The sequence below is a fragment of the Helicobacter pylori genome (genome assembly GCF_001998165.1).
Lineage (GTDB): Bacteria > Campylobacterota > Campylobacteria > Campylobacterales > Helicobacteraceae > Helicobacter > Helicobacter pylori_DL.
Genome location: NZ_MTWR01000001.1, coordinates 41,375 through 57,016, shown reverse-complemented (window position 1 = coordinate 57,016; position 15,642 = coordinate 41,375). Strand labels below are relative to the sequence as shown.

14 protein-coding genes and 1 tRNA gene are annotated in these 15,642 nt (G+C 39.2%); 14 read left to right on the top strand and 1 reads right to left on the bottom strand.

Annotation, left to right across the window (positions count from 1 at the left end; translation table 11 throughout):
• Positions 1–279: 279 nt before the first annotated feature.
• The 14 genes from BZK24_RS00315 to BZK24_RS00250 all read left to right on the top strand — a co-directional run bounded on the left by BZK24_RS00315 (position 280) and on the right by BZK24_RS00250 (position 14,181).
• Positions 280–357 (top strand) — tRNA-Pro (locus BZK24_RS00315).
• Between the two features lie 93 nt (positions 358–450).
• Entirely contained in the window at positions 451–2,478 is a 2,028-nt protein-coding gene (locus BZK24_RS00310; RefSeq protein ID WP_077656202.1) for an RNA degradosome polyphosphate kinase, read from the top strand.
• Between the two features lie 36 nt (positions 2,479–2,514).
• Entirely contained in the window at positions 2,515–3,570 is a 1,056-nt protein-coding gene (locus BZK24_RS00305) for a quinone-dependent dihydroorotate dehydrogenase (protein WP_077643066.1), read from the top strand.
• Positions 3,567–4,901: a zinc protease PqqE gene (gene pqqE / locus BZK24_RS00300; protein ID WP_077656201.1), complete on the top strand. Its 1,335-nt coding sequence runs from the start codon at positions 3,567–3,569 to the stop codon at positions 4,899–4,901. The genes BZK24_RS00305 and pqqE overlap by 4 nt, the downstream gene beginning before the upstream one ends.
• 14 nt (positions 4,902–4,915) lie before the next feature.
• Positions 4,916–5,818, top strand: a complete 903-nt coding sequence (gene dapA / locus BZK24_RS00295) for a 4-hydroxy-tetrahydrodipicolinate synthase (RefSeq protein ID WP_077656200.1) — start codon at positions 4,916–4,918, stop codon at positions 5,816–5,818.
• A complete protein-coding gene (locus tag BZK24_RS00290; RefSeq protein ID WP_077656199.1) occupies positions 5,815–6,603 on the top strand; it encodes an enoyl-ACP reductase in 789 nt (262 codons plus the stop codon). Before dapA ends, BZK24_RS00290 begins: the two co-directional genes overlap by 4 nt.
• A gap of 9 nt (positions 6,604–6,612) precedes the next feature.
• A complete protein-coding gene (locus BZK24_RS00285; RefSeq protein WP_000789428.1) occupies positions 6,613–7,221 on the top strand; it encodes a hypothetical protein in 609 nt (202 codons plus the stop codon).
• Entirely contained in the window at positions 7,218–7,757 is a 540-nt protein-coding gene (gene pgsA / locus BZK24_RS00280) for a CDP-diacylglycerol--glycerol-3-phosphate 3-phosphatidyltransferase (protein WP_000866193.1), read from the top strand. The genes BZK24_RS00285 and pgsA overlap by 4 nt, the downstream gene beginning before the upstream one ends.
• A gap of 254 nt (positions 7,758–8,011) precedes the next feature.
• Positions 8,012–9,454, top strand: a complete 1,443-nt coding sequence (locus BZK24_RS00275; protein ID WP_077656198.1) for an amino acid permease — start codon at positions 8,012–8,014, stop codon at positions 9,452–9,454.
• A 44-nt stretch (positions 9,455–9,498) separates the two neighbouring features.
• Positions 9,499–10,929 (top strand): Do family serine endopeptidase, encoded by a 1,431-nt coding sequence (locus tag BZK24_RS00270; RefSeq protein ID WP_000976605.1) that lies wholly within the window; start codon positions 9,499–9,501, stop codon positions 10,927–10,929.
• A gap of 21 nt (positions 10,930–10,950) precedes the next feature.
• Positions 10,951–12,171 carry a bifunctional 2-C-methyl-D-erythritol 4-phosphate cytidylyltransferase/2-C-methyl-D-erythritol 2,4-cyclodiphosphate synthase gene (locus BZK24_RS00265; protein WP_077656197.1) on the top strand — a complete coding sequence of 407 codons (1,221 nt, stop codon included), beginning with the start codon at positions 10,951–10,953 and terminating at the stop codon, positions 12,169–12,171.
• Positions 12,172–12,192: 21 nt separating this feature from the next.
• Positions 12,193–13,089 carry an OriC activity response regulator gene (locus BZK24_RS00260; RefSeq protein ID WP_077656196.1) on the top strand — a complete coding sequence of 299 codons (897 nt, stop codon included), beginning with the start codon at positions 12,193–12,195 and terminating at the stop codon, positions 13,087–13,089.
• A 53-nt stretch (positions 13,090–13,142) separates the two neighbouring features.
• Positions 13,143–13,331: a hypothetical protein gene (locus tag BZK24_RS09815; protein WP_077656195.1), complete on the top strand. Its 189-nt coding sequence runs from the start codon at positions 13,143–13,145 to the stop codon at positions 13,329–13,331.
• Between the two features lie 13 nt (positions 13,332–13,344).
• Entirely contained in the window at positions 13,345–14,181 is an 837-nt protein-coding gene (locus BZK24_RS00250; RefSeq protein ID WP_077656194.1) for a 5'-3' exonuclease, read from the top strand.
• 118 nt (positions 14,182–14,299) lie between these two features.
• Here BZK24_RS00250 and BZK24_RS00240 read toward each other — a convergent pair whose 3' ends face one another.
• Positions 14,300–15,550, bottom strand: a complete 1,251-nt coding sequence (locus tag BZK24_RS00240) for a hypothetical protein (protein ID WP_077656193.1) — start codon at positions 15,548–15,550, stop codon at positions 14,300–14,302.
• Positions 15,551–15,642: the final 92 nt, after the last annotated feature.

Below are 15,642 nucleotides of genomic sequence, written 5' to 3'. Positions count from 1 at the left end.
CTGGGATTTGGGGGTGTTCTTTACCGATCGCTTTTGAAACGGGTTTATCCTTTTCTTTTGAGGCATTGATCCTTTTGTTATAAAACTTAATTATATAAAACCCCCTAACCCCCTAAAACCGTCTTAGGAAATTATCGCTTGGTTAAAATCAAGCTCTTTGCTATTTATTTTTAAAAATGCTTTTAGCATTTTTTAGGTTTTTGTGTCTAACCTACAAAACAAAAACCAAAAATAAGCAATAACTAAGAAAACTTATATTAGAATGCTTCTTTTTCATTGCGGAGTATGGCGCAGCCTGATTAGCGCGCACCCTTGGGGTGGGTGAGGTCGTGGGTTTGAATCCCGCTACTCCGACCATGACTTTTTAAAAAAGCTTCAATGATTATCATTTCATTATATAATCACACCAAACAAACTGATTTTTAAACATGATGATTTAAAGGATTTTTATTGAATCGTTTCTTTAACCGAGAGCTTTCATGGTTAGCTTTTAACACAAGGGTTTTGAACGAAGCCAAAGATGAGAGCTTGCCTTTATTAGAGCGCTTGAAATTTTTAGCCATTTATGACACGAATTTAGACGAATTTTACATGATAAGAGTGGCGGGGCTTAAACAACTCTATGAGCATAAAATCGCCTCTAAAGGCATTGATGGTGCAAGCCCTGAAGAACAATTAGAAAAAATCAAGCATTATTTAGCGCATGAAATTGAAGAAAGGGAGTTGGAATTCCAAAAAATCCAAGCCCTACTCTTTAAAAAAGGGCTTTGTATCACCCCCTATAATGAATTGAATTTAGAGCAAAAAGCGAAGGCTAAAACCTATTTTAAAGAGCAGCTTTATGCGTTAGTCTTGCCTTTTAAGTTGGATTCTTCGCACACTTTCCCGCCTTTAGCGAATCTGACTTTCGCGCTTTTTGCCCACATTAAAGACAAAGAAACCCAAAGCGCCTCCTATGCGCTCATCAAACTCCCCTCTTTTATCTTCCGTTTTGTGGAACTAGAAAAGGGCTTGTTTGTGTTAGCTGAAGAAATCGTAGAAGCGCATTTAGAAGAATTGTTTTTAGAGCATGAGATTTTAGATTGCATGGCGTTTAGGGTAACTTGCGATGCGGATATTGCCATCACTGAAGACGAAGCGCATGATTATGCGGATTTGATGAGCAAGAGTTTGAGGAAACGCAATCAAGGCGAAATCGTGCGCTTGCAAACCCAAAAAGGGAGTCAAGAGCTTTTAAAAACCCTTTTAGCGTCTTTAAGGAGCTTTCAAACCCACTCTTACAAAAAGCACAAACTCACCGGCATGCATATCTATAAAAGCGCGATCATGCTCAATTTAGGGGATTTGTGGGAGTTAGTCAATCATAGCGATTTTAAAGCGCTCAAATCGCCCAATTTCACGCCCAAAATCCACCCTCATTTCAATGAAAACGATCTTTTCAAATCCATAGAAAAACAGGATCTGTTGCTGTTCCATCCTTATGAAAGTTTTGAGCCTGTGATCGATTTAATAGAGCAAGCCGCTAGCGATCCGACCACCCTTTCTATCAAAATGACGCTTTATCGTGTGGGCAAGCATTCCCCCATTGTCAAAGCCTTAATTGAAGCAGCAAGCAAGATTCAAGTGAGCGTTTTAGTGGAATTAAAAGCGCGCTTTGATGAAGAAAGCAATCTGCACTGGGCAAAAGCTTTAGAAAGGGCGGGCGCGTTAGTCGTTTATGGCGTTTTCAAACTCAAAGTGCATGCTAAAATGCTATTGATCACTAAAAAAACAGACAACCAGTTACGCCATTTCACCCATTTAAGCACGGGCAATTACAACCCTTTGAGTGCTAAAATCTATACCGATGTGAGTTTTTTTAGCGCTAAAAATGAAATCGCTAACGACATTATCAAGCTTTTCCATTCCTTGCTGACTAGCAGTGCGACTAGTAACGCATTAGAAACGCTTTTTATGGCGCCCAAACAGATCAAACCTAAAATCATTGAACTCATTCAAAACGAAATGAACCACAAACAAGAAGGCTATATCATTTTAAAAGCCAACGCCCTAGTGGATAGCGAAATCATTGAATGGCTCTATCAAGCCTCTCAAAAAGGGGTTAAAATTGATCTCATTATCAGGGGGATTTGCTGTTTAAAGCCCCAAGTCAAAGGATTGAGCGAAAATATCAGGGTGTATTCTATTGTGGGGAAATATTTAGAACATGCACGCATTTATTATTTTAAACATGAAAATATTTATTTTTCTAGCGCGGATTTAATGCCTAGGAATTTAGAAAGGCGCGTGGAATTGCTCATTCCCGCCACAAACCCCAAGATCGCCAATAAATTGTTGCATATTTTAGAAATCCAATTAAAAGACACCTTAAAACGCTACGAGTTAAATTCTAAAGGCCGTTACACTAAAGTTTCAAACCCTAACGATCCTTTAAATTCACAGGATTATTTTGAAAAACAAGCCCTTAAAACCTTTTAAGGGTTATCGTTCAAATCATAAAAGACAAGGATTTAAATGCTTTATTCATTAGTAAAAAAATATCTTTTTAGCTTGGACGCTGAAGATGCGCACGAAAAAGTTTGTCAAATTTTAAGAACGCTTTCTTCATCGCCCTTTTTGTGTAGTTTAATCCATTCTCAATGGGGTTATAAAAACCCAAAACTTGAAAATGAAGTTTTAGGCTTAAATTTCCCTAACCCTTTAGGCTTAGCCGCCGGTTTTGATAAAAACGCTTCCATGCTTAGGGCGTTAATGGCTTTTGGGTTTGGCTATTTAGAAGCAGGCACTCTCACCAATGAAGCGCAAATGGGGAATGAAAGACCAAGGCTTTTCAGGCATATTGAAGAAGAGTCCTTACAAAATGCGATGGGGTTTAATAATTACGGGGCGATTTTAGGGGCAAGATCATTCAAGCGCTTCGCCCCTTATAAAACCCCTATTGGCATCAATTTAGGCAAAAACAAACACATAGAGCAAGCGCATGCCCTAGAAGATTACAAGGCAGTTTTAAATCAATGTTTAAACATTGGCGATTATTACACTTTCAACCTTTCTTCGCCCAACACCCCTAATTTAAGGGATTTACAAAACAAGGCGTTTGTGAATGAGCTTTTTTGCATGGCGAAAGAAATGACCCATAAGCCTTTATTTTTAAAAATCGCCCCGGATTTAGAAATAAACGACATGCTAGAAATCGTCAATAGCGCTATTGGAGCAGGAGCGCATGGGATTATTGCGACTAACACGACCATTGATAAAAGCTTGGTGTTCGCTCCTAAAGAAATGGGGGGCTTGAGCGGGAAATGCTTGACTAAAAAAAGCCGTGAAATTTTCAAAGAACTGGCTAAATCCTTTTTTAATAAAAGCGTTCTTGTTTCTGTGGGGGGGATTAGCGATGCCAAAGAAGCTTATGAAAGGATTAAAATGGGAGCGAGTCTGTTACAAATTTATAGCGCTTTTATTTACAACGGGCCAAATTTATGCCAAAATATTCTTAAAGATTTGGTAAAATTACTCCAAAAAGATGGATTTTTGAGCGTTAAAGAGGCTATAGGAGCGGATTTAAGATGAGATATTTTTCTGTTAAAAGACTTTTAGGGCTTAGTTCTGTCTTGTTAGTCACTTTAGGAGCGAGCATGCACGCACAATCTTACTTACCCAAACATGAGAGCGTTACCTTAAAAAATGGGTTGCAAGTCGTAAGCGTCCCCCTAGAAAATAAAACCGGGGTTATAGAAGTGGATGTGCTTTATAAAGTCGGCTCTAGAAACGAAGTTATGGGCAAGAGCGGGATCGCTCACATGTTAGAGCATTTGAATTTTAAAAGCACCAAAAACCTTAAAGCCGGTGAATTTGATAAAATCGTTAAGCGTTTTGGGGGCGTGAGTAATGCTTCTACGAGCTTTGATATCACGCGCTATTTCATTAAAACCAGTCAGGCTAACTTGGATAAGTCTTTAGAATTGTTCGCTGAAACCATGGGTTCTTTGAATTTAAAAGAAGATGAGTTTTTGCCTGAGCGTCAAGTGGTCGCTGAAGAAAGGCGATGGCGCACCGATAATTCCCCTATCGGCATGCTTTATTTCCGCTTTTTTAACACCGCCTATGTCTATCACCCCTACCATTGGACACCCATTGGTTTTATGGACGATATTCAAAACTGGACTTTAAAAGACATTAAAAAATTCCATTCGCTCTATTATCAGCCTAAAAACGCTATCGTTTTAGTGGTAGGCGATGTCAATTCCCAAAAGGTTTTTGAATTAGCTAAAAAGCATTTTGAATCCTTAAAAAACCTTGATGAAAAAGCTATCCCCACCCCTTACATGAAAGAGCCTAAGCAAGATGGAGCTAGAACGGCAGTCGTGCATAAAGATGGGGTTCATTTAGAATGGGTAGCGTTAGGGTATAAAGTGCCTGCTTTCAAGCATAAAGATCAAGTCGCCCTAGACGCGTTAAGCAAGCTTTTAGGCGAAGGTAAAAGCTCGTGGTTACAAAGCGAATTAGTGGATAAAAAGCGCCTAGCTTCTCAAGCTTTCTCGCACAACATGCAATTACAAGATGAAAGCGTGTTTTTATTCATCGCTGGGGGTAATCCTAATATCAAAGCCGAAGCCTTACAAAAAGAAATCGTAGCGCTTTTAGAAAAGCTGAAAAAAGGCGAAATCACTCAAGCGGAATTAGACAAAATCAAAATCAATCAAAAAGCTGACTTTATTTCTAATTTAGAAAGTTCTGGCGATGTGGCGGGGCTTTTTGCGGACTATTTAGTGCAAAACGATCTTCAAGGCTTGACGGATTATCAGCAACAATTTTTGGATTTGAAAGTGAGCGATTTGGTGCGTGTGGCTAATGAATATTTTAAAGACGCCCAATCAACCACCGTGTTTTTGAAACCTTAAAAGAGCCTTATAACATGCAATTTCATTCATCTAGCGCGTTAATTACGCCTTTTAAAAAAGATTTGAGCGTTGATGAGGCCGCTTATGAAGCCTTGATCAAGCGCCAAATTTTTCAAGGCATGGACGCATGCGTGCCTGTTGGCACGACAGGAGAATCCGCCACGCTCACCCATAAAGAGCATATGCGTTGCATTGAAATCGCCATAGAGACTTGCAAAAGCACTAAAACGCCTTCCAATTCACGCATGAAAGTGTTAGCCGGCGTGGGCAGTAACGCCACGAGCGAGTCGCTTTCTTTAGCAAAGTTCGCTCAAAAAATCGGTGCGGATGCGATTTTATGCGTAAGCCCCTATTATAACCGCCCCACCCAACAAGGCTTGTTTGAACATTATAAAACTATCGCTCAATCGGTAGAAATCCCTGTCATGCTTTATGATGTGCCAAGCCGAACGGGCGTGTCTATTGAAGTCCCAACAGCTCTCAAACTTTTTAGAGAAGTCCCTAACATTAAAGCCATTAAGGAGGCGTCTGGTTCTTTGAAAAGAGTAACAGAATTGCATTACTATGAAAAAGATTTTAAAATTTTTAGCGGGGAAGATTCACTCAACCACTCCATCATGTTTTCAGGGGGGTGTGGCGTGATTTCAGTGACCGGTAATTTAATGCCTAATTTGATTTCACAAATGGTCAATTGCACGCTCAACCTTGAATACCAACAAGCCCTAGAAATCCAAAATAAGCTTTTTAATTTGCATCAAGCCCTTTTTGTAGAAACGAATCCTATCCCTATTAAAATGGCTATGCATTTAGCCGGCTTGATTGAAAACCCAAGTTACAGACTGCCTTTAGTGCCCCCAAGCAAAGAAACGATCAAACTTTTAGAAAAAACCCTACAACAATATGAGGTAATTGCATGAATCATTCCAACCACATGAAAAATAAAACCCTAGTGATCAGCGGCGCGACTAGAGGGATTGGCAAGGCGATATTGTATCGCTTCGCTCAAAGCGGCGTGAATATCGCTTTCACTTACAATAAAAATGTTGAAGAAGCCAACAAAATCATAGAAGATGTGGAGCAAAAATATTCCATTAAAGCCAAAGCCTACCCCCTTAATGTTTTAGAGCCTGAGCAATACACGGATCTTTTCAAGCAAATTGACGCTGATTTTGACAGAGTAGATTTTTTTATTTCTAACGCTATTATTTATGGGCGTTCTGTCGTGGGGGGATTTGCGCCGTTTATGCGATTAAAACCTAAGGGGTTAAACAACATTTACACAGCCACCGTGTTAGCGTTTGTGGTAGGGGCTCAAGAAGCGGCAAAACGCATGCAAAAAATAGGTGGCGGGGCGATCGTGAGCTTAAGCTCTACCGGGAATTTGGTCTATATGCCCAATTACGCCGGGCATGGCAATTCTAAAAACGCCGTAGAAACCATGGTCAAATACGCTGCTGTGGATTTAGGCGAATTTAACATTAGAGTGAATGCGGTTAGTGGCGGGCCTATTGATACGGACGCTTTGAAAGCTTTCCCTGATTATGTGGAGATTAAAGAAAAAGTAGAAGAGCAATCGCCCCTAAAACGCATGGGCAATCCTAACGATCTAGCCGGAGCGGCTTATTTTTTATGCGATGAAACCCAAAGCGGTTGGCTTACAGGGCAAACGATCGTTGTAGATGGCGGGACCACTTTTAAATAAAGATTTTTTTTGAAAAACATTATCCACATCCACCAAAACAAAGAGTTGCAATTCATTAAAAAATGCTTGTTGGGCTATTTTTTCGCCCCTTTGTGTGGGGCTATTTTGTTGGTGCTTTTTCTTGTTTCAAGCGGAACAAAATCGTTTCAAATTTCTAACCTCTTCAATAATCAATTGGCTTATATCGTGTTATTGTCTCTTTTTTTGTGCGCGCTTGGGTTTATTGCCGGAGCGGTTGGTTTTTATAAGCTTTCTAAAATCACATGCCATTTAGGGTTTTTTGAAAATTTTGCTTTCAGTTTTTTGGCGGTGATTTTATGCGCTCTTTTAAGCTATCTTGTCCCTAACGCCAGTAACGCCCTTTCACTAATCGGTAATGGTGTTTCTGTTTTTTATCTGCATAAACTCTATAGAGAATTGAGCCTTTACACGCAAGAAAGGTTTTTTTTAAGCGGTTTTAGGTTGTTGCTTTTTAGTTTCATGCTGGCTCTTTTAGGGATTTTAGTGCAAGCGTTAGTTATCATTTTTTTAACGATCGCTGTGATTTTAATGTGTGTGGCGCTTGGCTTTTTGGCACGCGCGTTTTTGAATTTTTCACAAGTCTTTTTGAAAGCATGAAAGTTTTAAAACTCCTGCCTAATTTTTTGACGATTTTACGCATTGTCTTATCCTTATTTTTATTATTTTTATTGTTAAACACGCGCACTTATTTTAGTTTTTTAACCCCCTTTCACATCAACATGATCTCTTCATTGGTTTTTTTATTTGCCGCGCTCACGGATTTATTGGACGGCTACATCGCTAGAAACTATAAGGCCAAATCGCGCTTTGGGGAAATTTTTGATCCTTTAGCGGATAAAATCCTTATTTTGAGCGCGTTTTTAGGGCTAGTTTATTTGGATCGTGTGAATGCATGGATCCCGTTTGTGATTTTAGGGCGCGAATTTTTTATTTCAGGGCTTAGAGTCTTAGCCGCTAATGAAAAAAAGGATATTCCTGTCAATGCGTTAGGCAAGTATAAAACCGTGTCTCAAGTCGTGGCGATTGGCGCTTTATTAGCCAATTTAACTTACTCTTATGTGCTTGTGGCTATAGCGGTTTTTTTAACCCTTTATTCGGGGATAGATTACACGATTAAATATTATAAATCTTAAGTTTTAGATTAATTTTATAATACTGATAATAAAAAACACAAAAGAATTGATGCCAACCAAGCGATAGCTTTTTAAGAAAACGAGTTTAATAAAGTAACCAAAATCCCATTTTTTAAAAATTAAAAATATTAAAATTTAATAAGGCTTATCCAATTTGATTAAAACAAATCCTTATTTTTATTTAAAAAAAATCATTTTATTTTATTTTTGTTATAATTCAAGCTATTTTTATTTTTAATCTAAGGAGGTGTCGCATGGACAATCAAAAGATAACGCATCAAAATACCACGCAAAAACAAGGCGAGCTTAAAAGAGACATGAAAATGCGCCATCTCTTGATGATTGCCTTTGGGGGAGCGATTGGCACAGGGCTTTTTGTAGGCACTGGGGGTAATATTGCGAGCGCTGGCCCTTTAGGGACCTTGATCGCTTATTGTTTTGGAGGGCTTGTGGTTTATTGCATCATGCTCTCTTTAGGCGAGTTGGCCAGCGTTTATCCCACTACGGGAAGTTTTGGGGATTATGCGGCTAAATTCATAGGCCCTGGCACGGGCTATATGGTTTTTTGGATGTATTGGCTTGGCTGGGTGATCACGGTTGCGTTAGAATACATCGCTATAGGCATGCTCATGCAACGCTGGTTTGCGGATATTCCCATCCATTATTGGGTCATTTCATGCATTGCGTTGGTTTTTTTATTGAACTTTTTTTCGGTTAAAATTTTTGCCGAGGGCGAGTTTTTCTTTAGCCTGATTAAGGTTTTAGCGGTGATCGCTTTTATAGGCATTGGCGTAATTGGGATCATTTATCAAATCTATTTGCATGGGTTTAGTTCTATTTTTAACAATTTCCATTTTGGCGATAAGGGGTTTTTCCCTAACGGGAGCGCGGCAGTTTTTTCTGCTATGCTCGCTGTCATTTTTGCCTTCACTGGCACAGAGGTGATTGGGGTGGCTGTAGGCGAGACTAAAAACGCTAGCGAAGTGATGCCTAAAGCGATTAAAGCGACCTTGTGGCGGATTGTCTTTTTCTTTTTAGGCTCTGTGTTTGTCATTTCTGTTTTTTTACCCATGAGCGATTCTTCTATCGTGCAAAGCCCTTTTGTGAGCGCTTTAGAACGTATCAACTTGCCCTTTATTGGCATGGGTATCCCTTATGTGGCTGACATAATGAACGCTGTTATCATTACGGCGATGTTTTCTACCGCTAATTCAGGGCTTTATGGGGCGAGCCGCATGATTTATGGGCTGTCCAAACAAAAGATGTTTTTTAAAGTTTTTTCCCAGCTCAACCGACAAGGCACGCCCACTTATGCGATGCTTTTTTCCCTTTCTTTTTCCCTCATAGGGCTTTTAGTCCAAATTTATGCCAAAGAAAATGTCGTGGAAGCTTTGATTAATGTGATCAGTTTCACGGTGATTATTGTGTGGGTTAGCGTGTCTGTTTCGCAATATTCTTTCCGTAAGCAATACTTAAAAGCCGGGCATTCTTTAGAGGATTTGCCCTATAAAGCCCCTTTCCTGCCCTTTTTGCAACTCATAGGGATCACTGGGTGTATTATCGGCGTGATCGGTTCGGCTATGGATAAGGATCAACGCATCGGGATGATTTTGACGATTGTTTTTGCTGTTGTGTGTTACATTGGATACTATTTTACACAAAAAGCTAATGAAAATAACAAAAAAGATTTGATATAATCTTTTTTTAATTTTGAAGTTTAGCAAATTTTAAGGAAGTAACCATGATGAAAAAAACCCTTTTTATCTCTTTGGCTTTAGCGTTAAGTTTGAATGCGGGCAATATCCAAATCCAAAACATGCCCAAAGTGAAAGAGCGAATAAGCGTCCCTTCTAAAGACGATACGATCTATTCTTACCACGATTCCATTAAGGACTCTATTAAAGCGGTGGTGAATATCTCCACTGAAAAGAAGATTAAAAACAACTTTATAGGTGGCGGTGTGTTTAATGACCCCTTTTTCCAACAATTTTTTGGGGATTTGGGCGGCATGATTCCTAAAGAAAGAATGGAAAGGGCTTTAGGCAGCGGCGTCATCATTTCTAAAGATGGCTATATTGTAACTAACAACCATGTGATTGATGGCGCAGATAAGATTAAAGTTACTATTCCAGGGAGCAATAAAGAATATTCCGCTACTTTAGTAGGCACGGATTCTGAAAGCGATTTAGCGGTGATTCGCATCACTAAAGACAATTTACCCACGATCAAATTCTCTGATTCTAATGATATTTTAGTGGGCGATTTGGTTTTTGCGATCGGTAACCCTTTTGGCGTGGGCGAAAGCGTTACGCAAGGCATTGTTTCAGCGCTCAATAAAAGCGGGATTGGGATCAACAGCTATGAAAATTTCATTCAAACAGACGCTTCCATTAATCCTGGAAATTCCGGTGGCGCTTTGATTGATAGCCGTGGAGGGTTAGTGGGGATCAATACCGCTATTATCTCTAAAACCGGGGGCAACCACGGCATTGGCTTTGCCATCCCTTCTAACATGGTTAAAGATATTGTAACCCAACTCATTAAAACCGGTAAGATTGAAAGAGGTTACTTGGGCGTGGGCTTGCAAGATTTGAGCGGCGATTTGCAAAATTCTTATGACAACAAAGAAGGGGCGGTAGTCATTAGCGTAGAAAAAGACTCTCCGGCTAAAAAAGCAGGGATTTTGGTGTGGGATTTGATCACTGAAGTCAATGGGAAAAAGGTTAAAAACACGAATGAGTTAAGAAATCTAATCGGCTCCATGCTACCCAATCAAAGAGTAACCTTAAAAGTCATTAGAGACAAAAAAGAACGCACCTTCACCCTCACTCTAGCTGAAAGGAAAAACCCTAACAAAAAAGAAACCATTTCTGCTCAAAACGGCACGCAAGGCCAATTGAACGGGCTTCAAGTAGAAGATTTAACCCAAAAAACCAAAAGGTCTATGCGTTTGAGCGATGACGTTCAAGGGGTTTTGGTCTCTCAAGTGAATGAAAATTCCCCAGCAGAGCAAGCTGGCTTTAGGCAAGGCAACATCATCACAAAAATTGAAGAGATTGAAGTGAAAAGCGTTGCGGATTTTAACCATGCTTTAGAAAAGTATAAAGGCAAACCCAAACGATTCTTAGTTTTAGACTTGAACCAAGGTTATAGAATCATTTTGGTGAAATGATAGGGGTGGGTCGTTAGTCGCATGTCCTTGATTAGAGTGAATGGGGAAGCTTTTAATCTTTCTTTAGAAAGTTTAGAAGAAGACCCTTTTGAAACTAAAGAAACGCTAGAAACGCTTGTTAAACAAACGAGCGTTGTTTTATTGGCCGCTGGGGAGTCTAAGCGTTTTTCTCAAACCATCAAAAAACAATGGTTGCGCTCTAATCATACCCCCTTATGGCTCAGCGTTTATGAGAGCTTTAAAGAAGCCCTAGACTTTAAAGAAATCATTTTGGTTGTAAGCGGATTGGATTATATTTATATCCAACGCCATTACCCTGAAATCAAGCTTGTAAAAGGTGGGGCATCAAGGCAAGAATCCGTGCGTAACGCTTTAAAAGTAATTGATAGCGCTTACACGCTCACCAGCGATGTGGCTAGGGGTTTAGCCAATATGGAAACGCTTAAAAGCTTGTTTTTAGCCCTCCAACAAACAAGTCATTATTGCATCGCCCCTTACTTGCCTTGCTATGACACAGCGATCTATTATAACGAGGCTTTGGATAGAGAAGCGATCAAACTCATTCAAACCCCGCAATTAAGCCACACCAAAGCGCTCCAATCAGCCCTAAATCAAGGGGATTTTAAAGATGAAAGCAGCGCGATTTTACAAGCTTTCCCTAATCGTGTGAGCTATATTGAAGGCAGTAAAAATTTGCACAAGCTCACCACGAGCGATGATTTGAAGCATTTTGCGTTCTTTTTCAACCCAGCAAAAGACACTTTTATAGGCATGGGCTTTGATACGCATGCGTTCATTAAAGATAAGCCCATGGTTTTAGGAGGGGTTGTTTTGGATTGCGAGTTTGGGTTAAAGGCTCATAGCGATGGCGATGCTTTGTTGCATGCGGTTATTGATGCGATTTTAGGAGCGATTAAAGGGGGGGATATTGGCGAATGGTTCCCTGATAATGACCCCAAATACAAAAACGCCTCTTCTAAAGAGCTTTTAAAAATCGTGTTGGATTTTTCTCAAAGCATTGGGTTTGAATTGTTTGAAATGGGGGCGACCATCTTTAGCGAAATCCCTAAAATCACTCCTTACAAACCGGCGATTTTAGAGAATTTGAGCCAACTTTTGGGTTTAGAAAAATCTCAAATCAGCTTGAAAGCCACTACAATGGAAAAAATGGGGTTCATTGGCAAACAAGAAGGGCTGTTAGTCCAAGCGCATGTGAGCATGCGTTATAAACAAAAACTTTAAACGCGATAAAAGGAAGAATTGATGAAAATCTTAATCATTGAAGACGATTTAGCGCTAGCTAGGAGTATCTCTCATAATTTGCATGATTTAGGGCATTTTTGCGAGATCGTCTCTAGCATTTCAGAAGAAAATAAAGAGCCTTATGATGTGATTTTAGTTTCTTCTAAAGTTTGCACTCAAGGGCGTTGCGAACACTTTGTGCGTTATAATTCCAAGCAAATCATTATCATGATGGCTTCGCATGTCAATGAAGATGGCGTGAATAAACCCATTCAAGCGGGAGCGAGAGATTATATTCTAAAGCCTTTTAAAATGGACGAATTGTTGCGTAAGATCCAATACCACAAAGCCTACCAAGAAATGACCGCTCGCTTGGGATTTTATGAAAATTACTTAGACTTTATCCATGCGGAATTGCCCTTGCCTAAAAATTTTTCTTACCGGCCGCCCTTTATCATCCACACGCCCTCTCAAGAGCTTGCGAACGCTTATTTATTGCAATACGCTAAAGAAAGGCAAATGGATTTTTCTTTTTTCTCTTTAAAGGATACCACTTGGAAAGATCTATACAAGAATAAAGACAAATTAGAACGCCCTTTTTACATCATGCATTTAGAAGAGCTTAAAAAAGACGAGCAATTGAAATTGTTAGAATTGGCCCGTTCATGCCCTATTGTTTTATCTTATACCCATAAAGAACCCCTAGAGTTTCCTAAAATTGTGAGCATTGAATGCGGCAATAAACCCCTATCTTTGTTTAGCTATAACACGACTTTCCTTTCCATTCAAGAATACGAAAAAGAAGCGATCAAGCATTTTTCTTCTACTTGCACCGATACAGAATTAGCTAACAAGCTTGGCATTAGCCGCAAAAGCCTTTGGGAAAAACGCCGGAAATATAACTTACCGCGCAAATAACAGAAAATCCTTAAGCCCTGTTTTCATTGGGCGTTTGATCATAAAATGCAAGAATGCCAAAAGCGTTTTTGCAATCAAAAGAGCTAAAACAAGCGGTGATCTCTCAAAATTTAGCGTATTTAATGAGAATAGAGCTAATTATTATTAAAATAACTTATTATTTGCTATATATTTACTATAATAGTTTAACTTTTAAAAAAGAGAAATTCAACTTAAGGATTAACCATCAGACAAGCGTTTAACAAAACAAGATTCATGCATTCAAAAACCCTTTTACTAGACATTGATTGCGTGATCCCTAATATTGTTAGGCGTTTGCTCTCTAATAAAACGCTCCCCAAAAGATTCGCCGCTTACAGCTTGCAAGAAGTGGGCATAATCTTTCTTACCACTCAAATTTTATCCATCATGCGCAAAACCCGTTGCTCTAAAACGCTCTTTTTTATCACTAGGGGCAGAGAGAGTTTCCGCTACCAGCTGTGCGATCATTACAAACAAAAACGCCACCAATTTGATGAAGATTTTAAAGCCCTTCTAAGAACCCTAAAAATCGCCATCGTGGAAAAATACCCCCTAAAAAAAGGGGCTAAAATCCAGGGCGAACATTGTTTTGAATATGAAGCCGATGATATTATCTCTTTTTACAAAAAGAAAGACCCCAACAATTATGTGATAGCCAGCATGGATAAGGATATTTTGTATTCCAATAGAGGTTCTCATTTCAATCTCAAGACCAACGCTTTTTTTAATGTGAGTCAAAAAGAGGCTCATTTTTTTGCTTATTACCAGTGCGTTGTGGGGGATAAGGGGGATAATATTAAAGGGGTTAAAGGGATTGGTGGCTTCAACTATAAAGATTTTTTAAACGAAGACGCTAAAGAGCATGAATTGTGGGAGCAAATCATTCAAGCGTTCAAAATTAAAGAAGATTTGAGCGACAGCGAAGCTAAAGAAAAGGCTCTATTAAACATGCGTTTAGTCAATATGCACCAGATGACCCACCATGGCGTGATCAAACTATGGGAGCCTGAGTTTAAAAAAACTTTTTTCCCTAAAAAAACACAAAAACCTGATTTCAAAAGAATTTCTTAAAACATTTTTAAAACAAAAATCTCTTTTAATATTGATTTTTAAAAAGAAGAAATTATCGCTTGCTTTATTGCTTACTTTTGGCAAGCCCTTTGCTATTGATTGTAAAAACGGCATTTTTTTAAAACAAAAACTTCCCAAAAAAGACAAAAGAACTATCTCCAAGACTTTTTCTCGTGGCTTTAGAATTATAAGCATACACATACCCCCCACCCATATCAAAAGACAAACTCCTATAAGTCCAAACCCTAAAACTGCTCATCAAAGAATATTCTTGGTAATCCCCAAAAGCCACCATCGCATCTAAACGCACCCTTTTAGTCTTAAGCCCTAAAAAAACATAGCCTGAAATGCTAGAGTTTGCAAAATAAATCGCTGGCACGCCGGGCGCGTTGATCCCACGGCCATAGAATTTGGTCCTATCATTAAAAGTCCATAGATAGCCCTTATTGTTCCTTGCCGGAACGATATAAAAACCCGTTCCAAAATTAAAAATTTTGTATTTAAAAGTTTGATCGATCAAAAACAAGCCGGCATTTTTAGTGCTTGTAGCCGCATCAGTGTTGCCGTATTGATACATGCCATGCACTAGAGTGTGCGAAGTGAAACCCTTAGCTAAAGAAGCGTCATACTCCAACTTACCCCCCACTTGCACTAAAACATTTTGGGTGGGCAAAGGCAAGCGGGTGTCCGTTAAAATAAAAGGCACCACTTTAAGATTTTCATGCTTGTATTCTGTGCCCAAAACAAACACTTCCCCCCCTACATACAAGCGTTTAGACACAGGATCATAAGACGCTAGAGCGTTTAGGGAAGTAGCGATCCGATTCCCTTGCTCTTTATTGATCTGATGCCCATTATAAAGCATGCTATCCATAAAAATCCCAAAATAACGCATGGAATTTTGCTTAAAAGCTACAGAAACCCCTTGAATATTTCCCCCTATCCAATCAAAATCCACAAAATCGGTATTGAAACGCCCTAAAGCGATTTTAAAACGCTGGTTAGTGTATTGAAGATACGCATCAGAAACATCGCCAGCGCTCAAATAAGGTTTAACGTTGTTAGGGTTACCAAAAAAATTCCCCAGACTGATGTAAAGGTTAGCCAAACGCTGTTTGTTATAAATATTCCAAGCCCCAATAGCCCCAATACCAAAAGACCACCCATTGCTATAAGAAAAATCCACCCCAAGACGCGCTAAAGCCCCCACATAGCTGTGAGGGTTTTTTTGCGCCCCTTGATTATACAATAGCCCCAGATAGCCAAAAGGTTTGACTGCGATTTCTAAAGCTTTCAAAGACAGACCATTACAAAAAAGGATCCCTAACGCTAAATGATAATATCTTTTCTTATTTTTCTTATATTGCATTAAAAACTCATCGTGGATTTAAACCTAGTATTTTAATGAAAATTCCTTTTAATTGCACTGAAACGGGTTTAAAATCTCAATTACCACTAAAC